Raw genomic sequence first — 20733 nt, 5'->3', positions numbered from 1 at the left:
CAGTCATACTCTGCGTATTTTTCTGCGCCAGCGTTTTGGTATTGATGTTCTTACTTTTGAACAGCATCCTGTGGCTTAATTCACATAAGGCGTATTATATAGAAGACAAAAACGTTCCTAGCCGCCATATCTGAGAAACATAATCGCCAAAAACAAATGCCAACAGGGTAATGGAACCAGTTTGAATCACTGTCATCCGCGCCCAGGCAAATAAAAAGGCGACTCCCTGCTTTGTTTCATTTTTCTTTTGCACTGTTTTACCTAATATGTCTATGGTTAAAAACAAATGTGACTCAAAAGTGACAATCATCAGTGGTATGTATTCAAACGGTAATATCTATCTCCCCACATTCAGATCAATCTTTCTACGAGGCTCGCTTCAATTTCTCTTGCTAGACAACATCTATACTTTTCATAATAATGGCAACTTAATCTTAAATAAGGAACCATGTCCAAGTTCGCTGTTACAAGTCATAAATCTGAACCTTAGACACTTATAAGGTCTGTGGCAACAACTAGTTAAATCGTCAATTTTATACTTAGTAATTTAATTTAACTTTGTTTGATGCGATCACTTATAGCTTAAAGTTCAGACAATCAGACTTATTCAACAATAAAAATATATTAATTAACCGTATATTTAATAAACAAAAGTTATATTTAATACAGTATGTTCCTCACTTAAGAACAAAATTACTAATTTTTTAAACACTAAGGATGTATAAGTAAATTAATTTTGACTTTCAGCTATTTGCCATGAAATTTAATGAAGAGGTGGTTACAATTCACGGTGTACAACTTTGACAACTGTCCACAATAGTGTTGCATGTCTCAAGCTCATGGTAATATTATTTTACTGTCAAGATATATTATTTTATACATCAAGTTACAACCATGCTGAAACAGCTAGTTAGGTGTGCTACCTCCAGAAAAAAAAGTTATTCAATCCACCCAGGAAACCAACAAAAGCGCTAAAGTACAAAGCACGGAGCTTTTGAAAATCTGCTTATATAAGGCACTAAATAGCTAACCAAGCCCTTTTTTAGGAATCATGATAGCCGGCTAAGAAGGTATAAAAGCCTCTCATAATGGCAAAAAGTTAATAAGGATAGATAGAAAAATTTTGACACAATGTCAATTGTTTTTTGTATATGTAAAAATATCAAAAAGCCCAATTTGTCTTGTCAATAAGACATTAATGTTGTGTGTTTTATTTAAATATTTATTCTCTTTGTGCTTAGTCACCTATATATAAAAGTCCTATTTGATTGGTGAAAACTTAAGCTACCCTCGACCAAATGAGGCAAACCTTTAATTAAACAAATGATTTAGGACTACTAAATCAATTCTGATTTAGTAACAACTCGATTATTAACAACTTAAAAGAGTAATAGGAAAAATATGAATATCATTGTTCGTTTATTTGGAGTGATCGCTCTCCAAATATCTGCGTTTGCTGCGATGTCTAGTATGGCAATGTCTGATAACAAGCCCCTCCTGCCTGTCTATACCCAGGAGGCTCCTGCTGTTTCTCAACGGAAAACAACGCATAGGATTTGCTCTTTAGATCCCATTGAGGATTTATTACCTCCACCACAAACCAAAGCAAGTAATTCTTTGCTTTCTTATCTTGCTGAACAGGGTTTTACACAGAATCAAGAGGGTTCTTGGGTCTGTTATGCGAACGACCCTAAAAAAGAAGGGCGTTACTTTACTCTATTTAAGGTTAAACAAGTTGATGGCAGGCTCATAGCAAGTTCTTTCCTAGATGAGGGCAGTCTGATTCAGGGGCAGGAAAATCGTAGCTTGAACTTCTTTATGATGCTGATTGAGCGTCATATGAATACTACTCAAGAGAATCGTCAAGGTATACGTAGGTATTTAGAAGCCTTCGTTTCCTTAGTAAAGCAAGGGAAGATCAAACCCACACGTCGTGGGTTTCTTTTCGATCAACCAAACCGGGCATTGGTCTTATATCACACACTCTCATCAGGAAATCTCAAAGGTACCGGAATCACGATCAATATTTCTTTAGCTAAGAGTTGAACTGGGGAGTGAAATGGGTATAGATGGGGATTCAAACCTCACTCAACTCGGAAAAAATTTTCTCCCAATCCCCAATCCCTATTTACCAAGGATAGGAACGCTGTTCACAGACTCGATGAGTCTGCGGTATTGCTGTGACCCGTTGAATTTCCGGAGCTATTAATATCGACTTCTCACGGACTGAAAGAGGGACGTGAACAACCAATGAAATTGCTGTCATTTAGTGGAGGTGCATTTATGCCTAAATCAATTGTTGAGAGAATTGCAATGCTGTTCGCGGAGCGTCTCGTAGAGAAGACGGTTCGCTTGGCGACCATCGCATTCTCATCTGTTGCAGTAGTACTCACTACGTGTCAGTCTGCTTTTGCACAGCTCAATATTGGACGCTATGGTATCCAACAAGGACTGGAGTCTGAGTATCTCCAGTACCAAATCAATAACCAGAATCTGAGCCAAATGCGAGTTATTCCTGGATGTGATGTGGGATTTGGTCTGACCTGCAATAAAACTGGATCGGTAATCCAACGATTAGTGGAGTTAAATGACGGGACTAGCTATCAAAACCTCCTGATCCGAGCAGCAGGTGGAGAGAAAAACTTTCAGAATTTCGCTAGCTTTTACGGTAACAATCCTAATCTCTCTGCGGTGCCTTACGCCTCATTTTGGAGAAACCAATCCCCTGCAATCATGGATAGCTCTCAATACCTTCTTGGACAACCTGTTGGTCGCAACCCAGTAGAAGGACTCGGACTTGTAACCAAGCAGTTCTACTGGTCACCAGACTCAGGAGTCAATAACTCGGTCAGCCTCCGTAATGGATTATTAGACTTGAAATTCTCATACGGACGACTGTTGTTTGAGGAGGCCTCAAAAATTTCCAACATTAAGGAGCAGATTCAGTCTCTAGGTCTGTCGCCAGAGATGACGAATTTCTATTTAAATAAAATTTCAACAGGCTTGGATGCATTGAGTTCTGGAGATCAGAACCAACTCCAACAGAAGATTTTTGAAGTACTATCCTTTCCATACTCCGAAGATGGTGGGGAACTTGGACGCCCCAATAACGCGATTCCACAGGAATTGAATCAGCTGTTGGGAGAAGATATCCCAGGAGATATTTTACTAAGTGACAATCCACTAGCGTTGGAGGGAGAAGCTATGGGACTCGATACTTTCCCTGACGCTATGGGAGATGTTTTGGTACAAGACAGTTCTAATTCCTTTCCACTCTGGCCAATAATCGGAATTGGGGGTCTTGCTTTAATTCTGCTTCTACTACTAAATGGGGATAGTTCTTCAGCTCAAGCATCTGTTTCTTCAGGAAATACACTTACACCTTTGTCTCTCACGAGCAAAGGCGAATGTGATCTGACTCCCAGTGGTAATGGTTCTGATCACACACAGATCATTGAGATTCCATGTAATGTTACTCCTAAAACCCCTACGGAAGTGAAGAAGGTAGTAGAGCCATCAATGATCAAAGCGCTTGTATTGCTAATTGTTCTATTATGCATAGTCCGTTACAAACACCGATCTTTAAAAATCCGTAATTATGTTACATAAGGGGATTTATACCCCACCTCAAACAAAGCTACCTCTACAGGTAGCTTTGTACAGATTTATATGAGCGGTTTGATGTTCTTGATAGTATCGTTAACGAGGTTGTTGTGATAAAAGTTGCGATCGCCTGTTAATCTGCGGCCAATTCACCACATTCCACCAATTAGTCAAATACTCAGCCCGACGGTTGCGATATTTCAGGTAATAAGCGTGTTCCCATAAATCATTACCCATAATCGGATATAAACCGTCTGTAATCGGGTTATCCTGATTTCCTGTGGTCACGATCTGGAGTTGATTTTGAGGATTGCGTACTAGCCAAACCCAACCACTACCAAAGCGAGCGGTACCCGCTGCGTTAAACTGTTTTTTAAAAGCATCAAAACTGCCAAAAGTTTGATTAATTTATTGAGCGATCGCTCCCGATGGTTGTCCACCACCTTCGGGACTCATAAGTTGCCAAAAAATTGTGTGGTTGAGGTGACCACCACCGTTATTACGTACCTTTGTCCGAATATCTTCAGGTACACTGTTCAAATCTAGTAGTAAAGCTTCAACACTTCTTTTTTGCAAATCTGGATACTGCTTGAATGCATCATTTAAGTTTTTGACGTAGCTAGCATGGTGCGCGTCATGATGCAATTTCATTGTTTCAGCATCAATAGCTTTTCCTAGTGCCCCATAAGCATAAGGCAATGGTGGTAGCTGTGCGGGGAAAGCATTTGTTCTCACAGAAGAAGCGATAAATTGTTCTGAATACTCACCTAGTAAGAAGAAATTTTCCTCCAAAAATCCCTTTGGCTAGGCAAGACAAGTCTATTCGGATTTAAAACCCGAAAATAGAATCTAAGCGAAAACCTTACATATATTTCTCTCTTGATAAAGTAGTTTTTAATATTAAACATCTCCCCAAAAGATCTAGAGACGCTCCGCTAAAGCGTCTCTAAGTGCAATTTCGTTTCTCTACAAACAATTTCGGATAAATTTTCCATTATTCAGCTTAGTTTTTTAGTTTTAATCTGTCTGTAGATAGCTGCAATGTTGCGGGCATCATCAATGCCACGATGGTGTGTGCCTTTCAATTCTATCCCCAACTCATTGAGAGCTTGTGCCATGCCAAATTTTTTAGACACGCCAAGATATTCTGAAAATTCCCCTTTGACATTTATGTGTTCTGAAATAAAAGGATAAGGAAAATTATGAAACGCGCAATCTTGAATAAATTGCTTTTTGTCGTAATTACCCCAAGAACAAAAAATATGATTGGTGAATGAATAAATCCATTCTTTGAAGCGAGAAATTGCCTCTATAAATTTTGGTGCTTCGTCAACATCTTGCTGTCGAATACTAGTCAATTCGGTGCAAAAACCTGTCAGTTGTGGATGTCTCACAGGTTGAATGAATTGCTGAAATTCGGAATCAATTTCCCACGTAGCTCGATTAAGCATCACTGCACCAATTTCGATGATTTCCATTTCGTGATGAGGAATAGTCCTATTGTCACAGCACGTAGCCTCCAAATCGACTATCAGATAATAGTGGGATATTTTCGTTTTCATATTAATTAATAGAGATTGTAAATTAGGATCAATAATTAACACCACCGGCTTTGAGTTGAGGATTTTTATCAAAGCGAATGATATAGTCGTAGGTAACACAAAATACGAAACCAGTAAAACTTGCAACTGCACCACTCACCCACAAATGCCAGTTAAGATCACTTTGCAGACATGCGAGTGTCTGAAAATACTTTGCCAGTACTAAAGTATTCAACAGACTAGCGTTCGCAAAAGCGAAACATACAGATAATCCCCCAATTATTCCAGCCTTGAGGGATTCTATGCGTTCTGCCATTAATTGAGAATCTAAAATTGCGTTCACTCTATATAGAAATTAAGAATTGGGTACTTGTACTGAGCGTTGCCGTTGGCGCAGCCTCTCGTAGAGAAGTATTGGGAAAATTTTTCTCCAGTCTTCAGTATGATAAATGCTAGAGCAGTTTTGTAATTAATTAAATGCTGCTCTCATGTGGGAATTTTGATGATAAACTCGGTTCCCACACTAGGTTGAGAATTCACATCTAATACACCGTTGTGTTTCTCTACAACTATTTCATAGGCGATCGACAAGCCAAGTCCAGTACCTTTCCCAACGTTTTTTGTGGTAAACAACGGCTCAAACAAGCGTTTTTTAAGTCGTTCCGGAATACCAATTCCATTGTCAGCAATCCGAATTACAACTAATTCTTCAGAATCTATTTCTGTTGCAATTTTGATCTCAGGAATCAGATTGCTCATTTGACCTTGTGTTATAGCTTCATCAACAGCATCAACTGCATTTGCCAGAATGTTCATAAATACTTGATTCATCTGTCCAATATAGCACTTTACCTCTGGTAATATTCCATAACTTTTAATTACTTCAATGCGGGGACGAGCGCCATTAGCCTTAAAGCGATGTTGCAAAATCATTAGCGTACTATCTAGTCCTTGGTGCAAATCAGCAGATATTTTGGTATCCCTATCTGAGCGACAGAAGTTGCGGAGTGAATTAGAAAGGTTGCGAATTCGTTCACTTCCTAGTTGGAGTGAGTTCAAGATTTTTGCCATATCTTCGAGAACGAAGTTTAGATCCAAGTCCTCAATAGCAGTAGTAATTTTGGCTGTTGGGTTTGGATACTCTTGTTCATATAGTAGAAGCAACTCAGTTACTGCTGCAATGTATTTTTGCAAGGGGGAAATATTGCTGGAAATAAAGTTGATGGGGTTGTTGATTTCATGTCCAATACCAGCGATTAATTCTCCAAGTGTTGATAACTTCTCTTGCTGCACCAGCTTGACTTGGGCTTTTTGCAAAGCCTTGGTGCGATCGCTGACTTGTTGTTCTAAAGATTCAGTCAATTGTTTAAGTTGTAAATGCACGCGCACTCTAGAAATGACTTCCTCTTGTGCAAACGGCTTAGGGATATAGTCTACTGCACCAAGGGAAAATCCCTTAGTTTTGCTCTCCGTATCCGCTAAGGCAGTGGTGAAAATAATTGGGATATTTTGGGTAACAGAATTGGCTTTGAGGCGACAACAAGTTTCAAATCCGTCAATACCCGGCATTTGTACATCCAGCAAAATCAACTCTGGTTGATTGCGTTCAGCTTGGGCGATCGCACTTTCTCCATCGACTGCAACACGGAAACGAAAACCCTCACTATTGAGCGCTTCGCACAGGACAGATAAATTTGTCGGATTATCATCCACAATCAAAATAAATCCGTTATTTTGGGTTTTGTTCATGAGGGATTTAAAAGTTAAATTTAACTCCAATTAATTAAGATATTGTTGAATAAAAGTTTCCAAACGTTTTAGTTGAAAATTACTAGCGAGCTGGGTTATTTGCTGGGCAAAAGCGCTTAACTGCTCATCAGCTACAGAAAGTTGCTGAGTTATTTCTAAAATTATTTGAATATCCCCGTCTTGTGCCAGATCGAGTAACTGTTGTAAAACCTCTTTGGCAGGATAAATCATCTCATTTGGTTGATCCAAACCACTTGTATAGGTTTTTTTAATTGCGTCTACCTTACTGTCAAAAATCCATTCTACTTGCAAAAATTGTCGTAGCATTTCTAGAAGTGTTTCCGCTTCTACAGGCTTTGGTAGAAATACATTTGCACCGACATCAATACTCTTGTGCTGGTCGATTGCAAACACACTTGCTGACGAAGCGATGATCGGAATCTCTTTAAATTGCTCAGACTCACGCAAACGATTTATCAACTCAAATCCATCCAATATAGGCATCACTAGGTCAGTGATAATCAAGTCTGGTTTGTAAGCTAGAGCCTGTTCCCATCCTTCCTCGCCCTGACTAGCTTCTACAACAGTAAACCCAACTGGCTCTAGTAAATTTACAATTACTGAGCGGTTTTCCCATCTGTCATCCGCAATCAAAATGGTGCGCCTTTGTCCTTGATAATCAATAATGGTTCCCTGCTCAACCACTCTAGAAACCTTTGCCCAGTCTTTAGATTCTGGCAATTTTGCCTCAAACCAGAAAGTGCTACCTTTGCCAAATTCACTTTCTACCTGAATTTGACCACCAATCAACAAAACAATTTTTTGGCTGATTGCTAATCCCAAGCCTGTACCTTCAGATTGTTGTTTTTGATTTCCCACTTGCTCAAAGGGCTGGAAGATTTTCTCGGCTTGTTCAGGGGTTATACCCGTGCCGGTATCTATTACTTGAAAGCGAATTTTGTAGTTAGTCTGTCCATTGGCATTTGATTCTTGGTCAATGACCTGAACTTTGAAGGTGACACTGCCTTGATGAGTAAATTTAATGGCATTACCAAGCAAGTTAATCAGTACTTGCCGCAAGCGTTTTTCATCAGCATGAATGCCCGTTGGCAAATCAGGATCGAGTTCGACGTGAAATGCGATGACCTTTTGTTCTGCCTTGATGCGGCACATTTCAGTCACACTATCTATAAAGGCAGGCAAGTAGAAATCAACAGGATGCAATTCTAGTTTGCGGGCTTCTATCTTGGAGAGATCCAGGACATCATTAATTAGAGTTAGTAGATGGGAACCACATTGATAAATAACTCCAACTCCTTTGCGTCCTTTCTCGGTCAAAGATTCTGTGCGTTGGAGGATTTGTGTAAAGCCCAAGATGCCGTTAAGGGGTGTGCGTAATTCATGACTCATATTGGCAAGGAATTCACTCTTGGCTTGACTGGAGTTTTGAGCGACTTCCTCTGCAAAGCGTAGTTGTTTCTCGATGCGCTTGCGCTCGACAATTTCAGTTGAAAGTACTCGATTGATAGCTTCTAACTGGGCTGGGCTGGGTAGTGTTAGAGCTTGAGGTATGAGATAAAATAGCGCAAATGCCGTATATATCGAAATAATGGCAGTTAAAGCTTTTAAACCACCTGCAATCCAATAGTCTGGATGCCAAAGCGTCCAAATGTCCATCAAGTGTCCAGTACCACAGGCAATGATAAAAGCACCAAATAATAAAAAGACTCCATTGAAAGGAACGTCTTTGCGCTTGGAAATAAAGTAAATCAGTAGGAAGGGAATAGAATAATAGGCAAGAGCGATCGTGGCATCAGAAATAATGTGGAGCCAAACTAATCCAGTTTGCCAGAGATAACAATGTCCGTGGGGAATAAAACCGTTAGAGTGGAAAGGATAGTTGAAAAATGTCGGCATAATACTAGAGGTTGCTGGATTTGAAATATAGACCCATAACCTTAGTATTCCCAAACCATCAATGACAAAAGCGCGATCACTACTTTTTTATATTAGTTTTTATTATTATGTAAAGTACTAGGGTATCAAGAAAAGATGATCTTTGGTTTGCGACGCCGATAGCGTTCGCGCAGCGTCTCGTAGAGAAGCGTTAGCGAGTCTTGTCTGCGACACGCTCTTGCGTTCGAGCGTCATAGCCCGTCGTAGACATCACTCGCAAAACTTACAATGTTACTGATAAAAAAATCTCAGCCTGCCCAATCCCTGTATGATAAATATTAGAAACCTTTTGTAATTATTTGAAAACTGGGACTATGGAGATTTTGACACTAGGTTGGGTATCACTGTTAGTTGTGTTCACTTGGTCAATTGCAATGGTAGTCTGGGGACGTAACGGACTGTAGAGGCATGGTGGAAAGTCCATTCTTGAGTATTTTGGCTTTATTTGCTGTAGTGCTGCTGGTAGTAGTCACTGGTGGTATTGGTTATTTGACCCTGGCAGATTGGCGCGATCGCCGTCGCCGAGATGAAGAAAAACGCACCAGCCGCAGCGCCACTCCCAAGCGGCGATAATTTTCTCGTGGTTGAAAAATGTTTTTGTAGGGACACGATAATATCGTGTCCCTATACTGTTTTATATGACATTCAAAGGAAATAACTGTTATGTTTGCGATCGCTAGGGGAATCATGAGATAGAAGACTTTCAATATTTAAAGTCCTACTGGGAATGGAAAACTCCTCTACTACTCAACCCATAGAACCAAATTCAGAACAGCAAGAATCTGATTCAGATGTGACATTCTCCTTGCGTCAGAATGAGCAACAAAAAGCCTTGTCTGGAGTTATTACCCACATTCGCGAGTCTCTGGATATAGATGTGATCTTCCAAATTACAGTCACTGAAGTCCGCCAACTTCTGAAAACTGATCGGGTTGGCGTGTTTCGTTTTTATCCCGATTTGGGATGGGAAGGGGAATTTATCTATGAAGATGTGGGAGGAGAATGGGGTTCAGCACTAGCAGCCAAACTGCGCGACCACTGCTTTGCTGCTGAGTTTGCTGGACTATATCAGCAAGGTCGGATTAAAGCAATGGCTGATATATATCAAGCTAGTATCAGTGATTGTCACGTCCAGATGCTAGAAAGATTCCAAGTACGTGCCAATATAGCTGCCCCCTTGATCAAAGGTAAAGATTTATGGGGATTGCTGTGTATTCATCAGTGTAGTAGTCCTCGGCAATGGGAAGTATCAGAAATTGAGTTTGTGCAACTTATTGCTGAACATTTAGGAGTTGCTTTGCAGCAAGCAGATTACCTGGAACAAGTAAAACTACAATCGGCACAACTAGCACAAGCAAAAGCTAGAGAAAAAGCAGCCGAATGGCAAAAAACCATAGCCATAACCATTGAGAAAATTCGTCAATTCCTAGACTTGGAAAGCATTTTCCACACAAGCACCGCAGAACTTAGGCGGTTACTAAATGCTGACCGCGTGGGTATTTATCGCTTCAATCCCGATTGGAGTGGTGAATTTGTGTTTGAATCAGTGGCAGAGGGTTGGATCTCCCTTATGCATGAGCAATTGCAGCGGCCGGAATTGAATGAAAACATCAGCGAATGTAGCACCAAAGATTTAGCTAAACCCCCAGTCGCTGATACCTACTTACAAGATACCGAAGGTGGTAGCTTCAGCAGTTGTGAAGTATACCGGATTTGTAATGATATTTACAGTGCAGGCTTTAGCGATTGCTACATTAAAATTTTAGAGATATATCAAGCAAGAGCTTATGCGATCATTGCCATTTACCACGGTCAGAAGCTCTGGGGTTTGCTAGCAGTATACCAGAACGCCAGAACTCGTGATTGGCAAAAAGATGAGGTTTACTTGCTTACCCAAGTTGGCACCCAACTAGGTGTGGCCTTGCAGCAAGCGGAATTTATCCAACAAATGCAAATCCAAGCAGCAGAGATCAGCAAAGCTGCCCAAAGGCAAAGGGCGTTGGCAAACACAGTAGAAAAAATTCGTCAGTCACTTGAAATTGAAGCCATTTTTAAAACGACTACTCAAGAAGTCCGTCGGCTATTAGAAGTGGAACGAGTCGCAATTTACCGCTTCTATCCTGACTGGAGTGGCGAATTTGTGGCAGATTCCATTGTTGATGGCTGGACACCAATGGTTAAGCCCCAGCCTCTGACACAAGGCGTTCTTGTGCAAGGAAAGCAAGCGGGTAAGTATGCACGTAATGAAGTTTTTGTCCCAATTTCTCAGGGCGAAAAGCTGTGGGGATTGCTAGTCGCTTATCAAAACTCCCAGCCCCGTTATTGGCAAGATGAGGAAATTAACTTATTGGCACAAGTTGGTGTCCAATTAGGGGTAGCATTACAGCAAGCTGAGTCCTTGAAACAGATGCAGGCGCAGACCCAAAAACTGGCTCAAGCTGCTGCACGAGAACGGAAAGCAGCCGAAAGAGAGAAGGCTTTAGCCGTAACCGTGGAGAAAATTCGCCAGTCTCTTGATATTGATACCATCTTTGCCACCAGTACAGAAGAAGTCCGGCGGTTATTGGAAGTTGAGCGAGTGACAATCTATCGATTCCGCGCTGATTGGAGTGGCGAATTTGTTGCTGAGTCTTTAGCCCAAGGTTGGACACCAGTAAGGGAAATTGTACCTGCGATGTCTACGACGGGCGTAGCTGCCTCAGGTAATTACCTGCAAGAAACACAAAGGGGAGATTTTGCTAATAGTAAAACTCTTGTTATTAAGGATATTTACAGCAGCGATGATTCTATTCCTTATATTGCCCTGATCGAGCTAATGGAGGCTAGGGCATATATGATTGTGCCAATTTTTCAGGGTGAGAAACTTTGGGGGTTACTAGCAGCTTATCAAAATATCAAACCCCGTGATTGGCAAGAAGATGAGGTAGATTTGCTGATGCAGATTGGTATTCAGTTAGGGGTAGGACTTCAGCAAGCGGAATTACTCGAACAAACTCAACGTCAAAAAGAAGAACTCACCCAGACTCTTAAAGAATTACAGCACACTCAGAGCCAGTTAATTCAAAGTGAAAAAATGGCAGGTTTAGGCCAGTTAGTTGCTGGTGTATCACATGAAATTAACAACCCGATTAGTTTCATTTACGGCAATATCACTTATGTTACTGAACATGCCGAAAATTTATTGAAAATACTGCACCTCTATCAGAAACAGTATCCTAAGGCAACAGGAGAAATTCAAAAGCAAGCAGCAGCACTGGATTTAGATTTTATTAGTGATGACTTGCCCAAAATTCTTACTTCAATGAAGATGGGGGCAGATCGGATCTCTCGATTAGTCTTGTCATTACGAAGTTTTTCTCGACTTGACGAAGCAGGAATGAAGCCTGTTGACCTTCATGAAGGCATCGACAGTACTTTGCTAATTTTACAACATCGACTGCAATCACAGACTAATTATTTTGCTATTGAGGTAGTTAAGCAATATGGTGAATTGCCCCCATTAGTCTGCTATGCAGCCCAGATAAATCAGGTGTTTATGAATATTCTCAACAATGCGATTGATGCACTGGAAAAATTAGTAAATAGTGGAAAAATAATTGACAATCCTAAAATTTTGATACGTACAGAAGTCATTGAAGGGAATACTATTATGATTTGGATTGCCGACAATGGTTGTGGGATTCCAGAGATTATGCGATCGCGCATTTTTGAACCTTTCTTTACTACCAAAGAACCTGGTAAAGGTACTGGTTTAGGTCTATCTATTAGTTATCAAATTATTGTAGAAAAACACGGCGGTCAACTCAAGTATGTTTCTGAACCTGGTAATGGCTCTGAGTTCTGTATCCAAATTCCGAGCAAACTATGAGTTAGCTTGAAGTTCTTCAAGCCCAACACAGCACTGTCAGACAACGATAATTTTTTTATATTTCGCTCAAAGGTAGAAATATTTATTAATACTTTTACACCTATGCTACAATCAGCCCCAGCTTCGAGAACAGCTACTCTGTAAGAAAGCTTACAGAAAAAGTGAATGAATACTACTTGTCGTTGGGCTTTCACTAAAGGTCTGAAAAGTTTGATTCCTATTAATATACATAATTATAGATTTATATAGTGCGTAAGTCTTACCTAAGAATGAGGGCAATTCCGTAGAGTCTTTATAAAGTGATACCTGTACACTATTTAATTTTGTTACGGAAATTACACCATGAGTTCTCAACAAAAATCCAATAGTAAACAAGGGGAGACTGCTGCCAAGAAAGAAAGCACAGCAGCTAAAAAAGCTGATAAAGCTGATAACTTGGATTTAGATTCACTTGTTTCTGCACTAGAAGGAGATTTGACTGCTCTTGATAGCGAAACTGCTACTGGCTTAATTGATGAGTGGTATACTTATTTACACAAAGCTAAAGAGCCAGAAATCAAAGAAATTGCCGATAACCTCAAGCAACTCAAGCAACTGGTGAAAAGTGGTAAAGCTACAGGTCATGAAATTGGTGAAGTCCTAACTGAAATTGGTGAGCAAACAGATAATGTTGCTTCTGATAGTGATAAGGAACTAAAAACTCCGTTACAGAAGTTGGGTAAGCAACTTCGCAATATAGGTGTTTCACTAGGTAAGACGGAAGACCGCGAACAGATTGAACACATAGAATCAGTAATAGAAACCCTTGAAGGAGACTTGACTAAAATTGAACCTGAGGCGGCGCAAGGTGCGATTGATACATGGTATACCTTATTGCATAAGTCTGAAAACGAGAATCTCCAAGAAGTTGCTAATGGACTTAAAGAACTTAAGCAACTTTTGAAGCGCAAAACTGCCAAAGGTGCTGACTTTGCCGAGGTGCTGACAAAACTGGGCGAACAAACTCAACAAGCTGCAACTGAAGCCCCAAGGGGATTTAAGGGACCAATTCAAAGATTGGGTAAGCTTCTAAGTAAAGCTGGCAAGTCATTGGATTAATTTTAAAGTCTGTTTAATTACCGATAATAAAAGCACCTCATTTCACTTTGGCTGAGGCTAATGTGGAGTGGGGTGTTTTGTATAATCACATCACTACGTTTTCGTGTTTTACAACTGGTTTATCTCAGTTACCAAATTATTTGTTAACGAACTATAAAGAGACTAAGACACAAAGGAAGAAGAGGCGATCGCACTGTGGAGATTTTACAGGCGATCGCTTTTTAACGAACCACAGAGGCGCAGAGGACACAGAGGAAGGAGATAAGGGGCGATCACACGGTGGAGATTTGGCGATCGCTTTTTTAACTAACCACAGAGGCGCAGAGGACACAGAGGAAGAGGAGGCGCGATCGCATGGTGGAGTTTGGCAGGCGATCGCTCTTTTTAACGAACTACAGAGGCGCAGAGAACACAGAGGAAGAAGGGGAGCGATCGCATCGCACTGTGGAGATTTTGCAGGCGATCGCTCTTTTTAACGAACCACAGAGGCGCAGAGAACACAGAGGAAGAAGGGGAGCGATCGCATCGCACTGTACAGATTTTACAGGCGATCACTTTTTTAATGAACCACAGAGGCGCAGAGGACACAGAGGAAGAAGAGAAGAGAGCGATCGCATAGTAGAGATTTTGCAGGCAATCGCTTTTTTTTTAAAGAACCCCCAAGGACGTTATTGGCGTACTTTTTGAAGACCAATTTTTTGAATTATTATCAACTCTTAATTTTAACTTAAATCCTTGAAATGGGGGATCAAGATTATATTCTAATGTAATAGCTTTGATAAATTCTTCAATTTGTACTTTTCTGTTTTTTGAAACTATATCACGGTTTTCATTAGGAACTGATGCTGCAAAAGTGAAAACTAGCCAAGCTTTATTCCAAATAAATGCTCCTAATTTTTCTGTCAACAAGCTTATTGTTCTTTTTTCTTCTGGACGGAATCTTGTTTCATCTAAGCGGGAAACATAAATTAGTGTATCGATTGTATTCAAATCAACACTATTAATAATTAAATCTAAATATTTTTTGTCGCACTCTATATCATCTTCTGCTAATCCTGGCGTATCAATCAGGCAAATATCACCTAAATGGCTAATATGATCATGATGCCTAATTATTTTAGTACAAGCTTCATATTTTGAGGTTTCAGCAATCGATTTGCCAACAACTGAGTTAATGAAGCTTGATTTTCCAACCCCAGTACGTCCAACAATTAAAAAATTACGCATTTCTACGACGGTCTAGCTCCATCCATAGTCCCACTGCGGAACCTAGTAAACCACCAACTATTATTCCTCCTGATCCAAATATTTGACCAACAACTGACCCACCATAAGCCAACCCCCCAATCAAAAGTTTATTAATCTTTTTGTTAACTTCAGCCTTTTGCTTATCATCAAGATCAATTCTTGCTTCACCTGAAGATGAAGTTAAGCTGTCTTTCATTGCTGCTGCTAAGGGTAAAGAACCCGATTCAGATGCTCTAAGAAAAACTTTTGTAAAAAATTCTCCCAGCCATGTTTTTCCATCAGGAGTTGTCTTACTTTTATTATCTACTGCAACTGAAGGAATTTTATCAGCTTTCTCTTCTCCAATGTATTTAGCAATTTCACGTCTAATTAATTCTGTTCTTTTATCTAAAGCTTCTTGATATCTTGATGCAGTTACAGAGTTAGCAAATGTAAATACAATAACAGAATACTCCCATACTTTTGTTCCCAAGTTTTCTGAAATTAGTTTAATACCTCGTTTTTCATCACTACTAACTCTTGTTTCATCCAAACGGCTTACAAACAACATTGAATCCATTTGAGTTTTTTTTGAATTAATTAGCTCCAAGTATTGTTGGTCATTGCCAACTTCTTCTAGCTCATCACATAAACCCGGAGTATCAACTATTGCAAATTTTACTCCATTTATTTCATGTGTATGTAATGTAGCTGACATGGTTGTTGCTTCATAGTCACCAACTTTAGCTGCTTGGCTATCCAAAAGGTTATTGATAGTACTAGATTTTCCAACACCTGTACGACCCACAAGTACAAATAAAAACTTCTTCTCAATTATTCTTTTAACCTTATCTTTTAATTCTTTGTTGATTAGTGGTAAGCCATCAATTTCTCGACAGAGATTTTCTACTGATTCAGTTTTAGTACGTTCTTCATATATCCTCATGAGAAAAAGTTCCAAACCAATCTTAGTAAGAAGATCCCCTAGAACTCCAGTAAATCCAAGTACTGCAATACCTCCAAGCATACCAGCTGGACCACCAAGAAATGCTAATGCTGATACGATAGCAGCCCCGCCAGTAAGACCTGTAGTTGCCATCACAATCACAAGTATTACACCTGGTAATCCCATAGCAACAACTTTTCTGATAACTTCATCCATAATGCTATATTTTTGATAACGGAAGGTCAAGTATAACTTATGACTTTTATTTTGCCAAGACTAGTTATTATTATTTAGTAATAAATAATACTTAATAGCTTATAAAAAACTTGCCCCAGAAGCATCACACTCCCAAGGCAAGCAACTCTCTAATTCTTTTCTTCCTTTGCGTCCTCTGCGCCTCTGCGGTTCGTTTCTCTTAAAGTTGTTTCACTTCCGAAACCAACTTCGCCACCATATCCTTAGCGCTACCAAAAAGCATCGTAGTTTTATCCTTGTAGAACAACTCATTTTCTACACCGGCAAAACCCGTACTCATCCCGCGCTTAATCACAATCGTCTGCTTTGCCCGATCTACTTCCAAAATCGGCATACCATAAATCGGGCTATTTTTATCGCTCCGCGCCGCCGGATTTACCACATCATTTGCCCCAATTATTAAAGCTACATCTGCTTGTTCAAACTGGGGATTAATATCATCCATGTCGTACAACTGGGTATAAGGCACATTTGCCTCTGCCAGCAACACATTCATGTGCCCCGGCATTCTCCCAGCAACAGGGTGAATGGCATACTTGACATCAACGCCCATCCGTTCTAGCTGATCTGACAATTCCCGGACGCTATGTTGCGCTTGGGCAACTGCCATCCCATAACCAGGCACAATTACCACAGAACGGGCATAACCCAACATCATCGCCCCTTCTTCAGGATCGATGCTGCGGACGGTTTGATCAGTTGCACCACCACTAGCAGCACCACCACCAGAAGTAGCTCCTGTACCAAAAGCGCTGAACAGCACACTAAATAAGGAGCGGTTCATCGCCTTACACATAATCTCGGTGAGGATTAAGCCAGATGCTCCTACCAACGCCCCAGCGATGATTAACATATTGTTCATCACCACGAACCCAGCTGCCGCCGCCGCCACACCTGACAACGAGTTCAACAGCGAGATTACTACTGGCATATCGCCGCCACCAATGGGGATAACGAACATCACGCCCAACACCAATGAAACGCCAACCACTCCCAAGAATATAGGTAAGCTATCTGGTGTAATGATTAAATAGACACTGCCCACTACATAAGCAGCCAGAAGCAAGAGATTAAATGGTTGCTGGAAAGGAAATGTAATCGGGGAACCGCTGATTAAACCTTGCAATTTGGCAAAGGCTAGAAAACTACCTGTGAAGGTAATACCACCGATTAACACGTCCAAAAGTATGGAAATGTTGACATCTAAGGGTATTGGCTGAGAACTATCTAACAACCGCCAAAATTCGGCAACAGCTACTAAAGCCGAAGCTGCACCGCCCAAGCCGTTGAGTAAACCCACCATTTGGGGCATTTCGGTCATTTGGACTTTGTAGGCTACGATCGCACCAATTCCTGAGCCAATCGCCAAGCCCAACAATATCATCTCGTAGTTCAACACATGCTGATCCAGCATTGTTGCTGCGATCGCCAGCAGCATCCCTACAGAGGCAACGAGATTACCGTTCCTCGCTGTAGCAGGTGATCCCAGCTTTTTCAAGCCTAGAATGAATAACGATGCAGCGACTAAGTACGTCAGCTGAATGCCAGTTGGTAAAAAGTCGCTCACGCCTTAATCTCCTTCTTCTTGAACATTTGCAGCATTCTATCTGTGACAAGGAAGCCACCTATAACGTTGACAGTTGCCAATACCACAGCAATTAAACCGAGAATCACTGAGACACTTGTTTCCCTAGCACCTGAAGCCACTATTGCCCCAAGTACCGAAATGCCAGAAATCGCGTTTGAGCCTGACATTAAGGGCGTGTGGAGAGTCGGTGGTATTTTGTTGATAACTTCAAAGCCGATAAAAGATGCCAAAACAAATACAAATAAAGCAGCAAGTAATGCCTCTGTCATGAAATCAAAACTCCTTATGGTATATTTGGCTACTAACCTGCTCCAACGCTGCTTAAAGCTTGTAGTGCATCCCGCACGCGTTGATTGCGAATTTCACCAGCGTGGGTAACGCAAGCTGCATCAACGATGTCGTCACTAAAGTCTACCTGCAAAGCTTTGTCTTTAATTAGCAGTTGCATCAACGAAGTTACGTTCTTGGCATACAATTGGCTGGCGTGAATTGGCATCGATGATGGGAGATTGATAGGGCCGATAATTGTCACGCCGTTCCACACAATATCTTTCCCGGGTTCAGTGCAGGCGCAGTTACCACCCTGGTCAGCAGCTAAATCCACAATCACTGAACCTGGTTTCATTTGTGCCACCATTTCTTCTGTAACTAGCCGTGGTGCTTGTCTCCCAGGAACTTGAGCGGTGGTAATTACAACATCAGAATTTTTGACGTGTTCGGCGACAACTTCTTGGGTACGTTGTTTGCTGGCTTCAGAAATTTCCTTGGCGTAACCGCCAGCAGCGACGGTTTCTTCGTCTAATTTGACTTCAACGAATTTTGCCCCTAAGCTTTGCACTTCTTCTTTAACGGCGGGACGAATATCAAAGGCTTCTACCACTGCTCCCAAGCGTCTAGCTGTGGCGATCGCTTGCAATCCAGCTACACCAGCGCCCATAATAAATACTTTCGCTGGAGCGATCGTACCTGCGGCTGTGGTTAACATGGGGAAATATTTCGGTAATGCCGCTGCGGCAATTAATACTGCCTTATAACCTGCTAATGAAGCTTGTGAGGACAAAGCATCCATACTTTGCGCCCTGGTAGTACGGGGAATCATTTCCATACTCAAGGCTGTGACTTTCCGATTTGCCAGTTGCTGCGCCACAACAGGATTTCCCAAAGGATTGAGGAAACTGACTAATACTGCTCCTTCTTTTAACAAGTCAATTTCTGAGCGTCCATCTTCTCGCTCTTGCGGGGGGCTGACTTTCAGCAGAATATCTGTTTCGCCCCATAATTTGGCAGTATCGCTGATTATTGCGGCTCCTGCGGCTTCATAGTCAGAATCGCTGAAAAATGACCGCTCTCCTGCACCTGTTTCTACCCAAACTTCCAAACCTTGTTTTACCAATCGAGCAACGGTGTCAGGAATTAATGCTACGCGACGTTCACAAACTTCAATTTCTTTAGCAACTGCTATTCTCATGAAATCTCCTGAAGATAAATACCTAATCTTTGCGAAGTAAGCGATTGTCTAGATGAGGGATATCCCGCACTCTATAGTACTTAGGCAGGAACATCAGCTATGACTTTTACTTGTAGATTGAACCTTGAAACTTTCCTCTCCCACTCTTAGCTATCCAGGCAAAGCATGACTTTGCCGCTTGCAGATGTCATATTTTCAGATAGTTGCAAACAGGGTTACGTATTGCACATCCTAGATTGATTCCCAAATTTTGCATCTTTATCTTCAGCTTATTTTCGGGATTGATAAATTTTGGTATTCCTTTCTTATAGAGTAATATTGACCCAATTTTGAAAGCTTTATAATTTCCAAATCAAATTTTAATGATTACGACTTTGATTCAAACTCATTTTAATCAATTTAGCCCAAGTTAACTGGCGATCGCTGATGGTATGCCTCAATTTTTATCACAAAATTATCAAATTTAGATACACTTATACATATTTGGAAACACAATCCAATCCCAACTGTGTTTCTATTTAGTTCAAAATTTGACCAACCTAGTCATCAAATCAGCACTCTGTAAGGGTAATAAAGTAAATTAATTATATGTTAACTTTTTAACTAAGTAATTTCTCTGCCACCCAAACCTCAGGGAGGATGGCACTTTTTGTTGTTACTGAACGTCAATTGTCAGGAAGTGAGTAGTAAACTTTAGTAACGAGTACTAACACACGGTTATTTAGATAACAGATTTATATTTTGGTAGAGGAAGCCTAATTATGCGACGTTTACTTTCCGCTTTAGCCGTGACTAGCTGTTTAGTGACTGGATTTCCAGCCCTGACTTGGGCACAAAGTTTACCTGGATTTACGCTGTTTAGCGGCGTCAAAGCCGAAAATCAATTGCCCTTTAGGTTAGATTTTGGTGGACAAGCTAATGGTTGGGATCGATACATATTGAGGATTCCAGCCAAAAGAATGAAATTGGCAGTTGGTCAATTTGCCATTACCTACCCTGATTATTACAAAGGAACTTTTGACCAGAAAGAAATTGAAGTCCGAGTCAAAGGCAAAGCAGTTCCGCTTTCTGAGGTAAAGTGGGACAAAGAAGGTAAGCTGATTAATATTTTTCCTCAAGACCCAGTGCCAGCAGGTAGCGCAGTTGAGGTAGTCTTATCTAACGTGAAAAACCCAGCCTTCGGCGGAGTTTACTATTTTAACTGTCAAGTGCTCTCCCCTGGTGATGTACCACTACTACGCTACATGGGAACATGGATTTTGAGCATCAATTAAGCTTGGGAGTGGGGAGTAAGAATTTTAGATTTTAGATTGAAATTTAATCTAAAAGAAAGACGCTCGATAGCGAAGAGGAGAGTTCCAAGAGCATCTTACTCGCTATCGTCAATCCAAAATTGAATTGCCTAATCCCTAATTCCCTAATAAAGTGATATAA

At 40.8% G+C, this 20733-nt stretch carries 18 protein-coding genes and 2 pseudogenes; 9 read left to right on the top strand and 11 right to left on the bottom strand.

Going from position 1 to position 20733, the window contains the following annotated elements; translation table 11 throughout:
• Nucleotides 1–97: 97 nt before the first annotated feature.
• Nucleotides 98–226: pseudogene (locus V7K21_RS18830) on the bottom strand (amino acid permease); the annotation flags it as partial.
• Nucleotides 227–1401: 1175 nt separating this feature from the next.
• Between V7K21_RS18830 and V7K21_RS18825 the strand changes: the two are divergent.
• Entirely contained in the window at nucleotides 1402–2046 is a 645-nt protein-coding gene (locus tag V7K21_RS18825; RefSeq protein WP_335176762.1) for a hypothetical protein, read from the top strand.
• A gap of 237 nt (nucleotides 2047–2283) precedes the next feature.
• The gene (locus V7K21_RS18820; protein ID WP_335176760.1) at nucleotides 2284–3609 is read left to right on the top strand and encodes a hypothetical protein; all 1326 of its coding nucleotides are present in this window, start codon (nucleotides 2284–2286) and stop codon (nucleotides 3607–3609) included.
• Between the two features lie 90 nt (nucleotides 3610–3699).
• Here V7K21_RS18820 and V7K21_RS18815 read toward each other — a convergent pair.
• From V7K21_RS18815 to V7K21_RS18795, 5 genes and pseudogenes are all read right to left on the bottom strand, one after another.
• Nucleotides 3700–4395: pseudogene (locus V7K21_RS18815) on the bottom strand (superoxide dismutase).
• Between the two features lie 206 nt (nucleotides 4396–4601).
• Nucleotides 4602–5165 carry a 3'-5' exonuclease gene (locus V7K21_RS18810; protein WP_335176764.1) on the bottom strand — a complete coding sequence of 188 codons (564 nt, stop codon included), beginning with the start codon at nucleotides 5163–5165 and terminating at the stop codon, nucleotides 4602–4604.
• A gap of 28 nt (nucleotides 5166–5193) precedes the next feature.
• Nucleotides 5194–5487, bottom strand: coding sequence for a hypothetical protein (locus V7K21_RS18805; protein ID WP_335176758.1), 294 nt, complete (start codon nucleotides 5485–5487; stop codon nucleotides 5194–5196).
• Between the two features lie 143 nt (nucleotides 5488–5630).
• A complete protein-coding gene (locus V7K21_RS18800; protein WP_335176756.1) occupies nucleotides 5631–6893 on the bottom strand; it encodes a sensor histidine kinase in 1263 nt (420 codons plus the stop codon).
• Between the two features lie 30 nt (nucleotides 6894–6923).
• Entirely contained in the window at nucleotides 6924–8810 is a 1887-nt protein-coding gene (locus V7K21_RS18795) for an ATP-binding protein (RefSeq protein WP_335176754.1), read from the bottom strand.
• A 353-nt stretch (nucleotides 8811–9163) separates the two neighbouring features.
• Here V7K21_RS18795 and petN point away from each other — a divergent pair, with 353 nt between their 5' ends.
• The 6 genes from petN (at nucleotide 9164) to V7K21_RS18765 (ending at nucleotide 14502) form a co-directional block, all read left to right on the top strand.
• Complete coding sequence (gene petN, locus V7K21_RS18790; RefSeq protein WP_012408302.1) at nucleotides 9164–9253, top strand: cytochrome b6-f complex subunit PetN; 90 nt, start codon at nucleotides 9164–9166, stop codon at nucleotides 9251–9253.
• Between the two features lie 4 nt (nucleotides 9254–9257).
• Nucleotides 9258–9422, top strand: coding sequence for a hypothetical protein (locus V7K21_RS18785; RefSeq protein WP_298909391.1), 165 nt, complete (start codon nucleotides 9258–9260; stop codon nucleotides 9420–9422).
• Nucleotides 9423–9576: 154 nt separating this feature from the next.
• Entirely contained in the window at nucleotides 9577–12717 is a 3141-nt protein-coding gene (locus V7K21_RS18780; RefSeq protein WP_335176753.1) for a GAF domain-containing sensor histidine kinase, read from the top strand.
• 342 nt (nucleotides 12718–13059) lie between these two features.
• Nucleotides 13060–13815 carry a hypothetical protein gene (locus V7K21_RS18775; RefSeq protein WP_335176751.1) on the top strand — a complete coding sequence of 252 codons (756 nt, stop codon included), beginning with the start codon at nucleotides 13060–13062 and terminating at the stop codon, nucleotides 13813–13815.
• Nucleotides 13816–13862: 47 nt separating this feature from the next.
• Complete coding sequence (locus V7K21_RS18770; RefSeq protein WP_335176748.1) at nucleotides 13863–14291, top strand: hypothetical protein; 429 nt, start codon at nucleotides 13863–13865, stop codon at nucleotides 14289–14291.
• Complete coding sequence (locus V7K21_RS18765) at nucleotides 14260–14502, top strand: hypothetical protein (RefSeq protein WP_335176746.1); 243 nt, start codon at nucleotides 14260–14262, stop codon at nucleotides 14500–14502. The genes V7K21_RS18770 and V7K21_RS18765 overlap by 32 nt, the downstream gene beginning before the upstream one ends.
• Here V7K21_RS18765 and V7K21_RS18760 read toward each other — a convergent pair.
• The 5 genes from V7K21_RS18760 to V7K21_RS18740 form a co-directional block, all read right to left on the bottom strand.
• Nucleotides 14464–15042 carry a GTPase gene (locus V7K21_RS18760; protein ID WP_335176744.1) on the bottom strand — a complete coding sequence of 193 codons (579 nt, stop codon included), beginning with the start codon at nucleotides 15040–15042 and terminating at the stop codon, nucleotides 14464–14466. The two genes, V7K21_RS18765 and V7K21_RS18760, sit on opposite strands and share 39 nt — an antisense overlap.
• Complete coding sequence (locus V7K21_RS18755; protein ID WP_335176742.1) at nucleotides 15035–16204, bottom strand: GTPase; 1170 nt, start codon at nucleotides 16202–16204, stop codon at nucleotides 15035–15037. The genes V7K21_RS18760 and V7K21_RS18755 overlap by 8 nt, the downstream gene beginning before the upstream one ends.
• 199 nt (nucleotides 16205–16403) lie before the next feature.
• On the bottom strand, nucleotides 16404–17810 hold the full coding sequence (locus V7K21_RS18750; RefSeq protein WP_335176740.1) for an NAD(P)(+) transhydrogenase (Re/Si-specific) subunit beta: 1407 nt from the start codon (nucleotides 17808–17810) through the stop codon (nucleotides 16404–16406).
• Nucleotides 17807–18100: an NAD(P) transhydrogenase subunit alpha gene (locus tag V7K21_RS18745; RefSeq protein WP_273766159.1), complete on the bottom strand. Its 294-nt coding sequence runs from the start codon at nucleotides 18098–18100 to the stop codon at nucleotides 17807–17809. The genes V7K21_RS18750 and V7K21_RS18745 overlap by 4 nt, the downstream gene beginning before the upstream one ends.
• A gap of 32 nt (nucleotides 18101–18132) precedes the next feature.
• A complete protein-coding gene (locus V7K21_RS18740; protein WP_335176739.1) occupies nucleotides 18133–19299 on the bottom strand; it encodes a Re/Si-specific NAD(P)(+) transhydrogenase subunit alpha in 1167 nt (388 codons plus the stop codon).
• Nucleotides 19300–20060: 761 nt separating this feature from the next.
• Between V7K21_RS18740 and V7K21_RS18735 the strand changes: the two genes are divergently transcribed.
• Nucleotides 20061–20573: a DUF2808 domain-containing protein gene (locus V7K21_RS18735; protein ID WP_298909306.1), complete on the top strand. Its 513-nt coding sequence runs from the start codon at nucleotides 20061–20063 to the stop codon at nucleotides 20571–20573.
• Nucleotides 20574–20733 lie beyond the last annotated feature (160 nt).

The sequence above is a fragment of the Nostoc sp. genome (assembly GCF_036919595.1).
Classification (GTDB): Bacteria; Cyanobacteriota; Cyanobacteriia; order Cyanobacteriales; family Nostocaceae; genus Nostoc.
The sequence above is the reverse complement of the archived record's forward strand: the minus strand, read 5'-3'. Positions and strand labels throughout refer to the sequence as shown.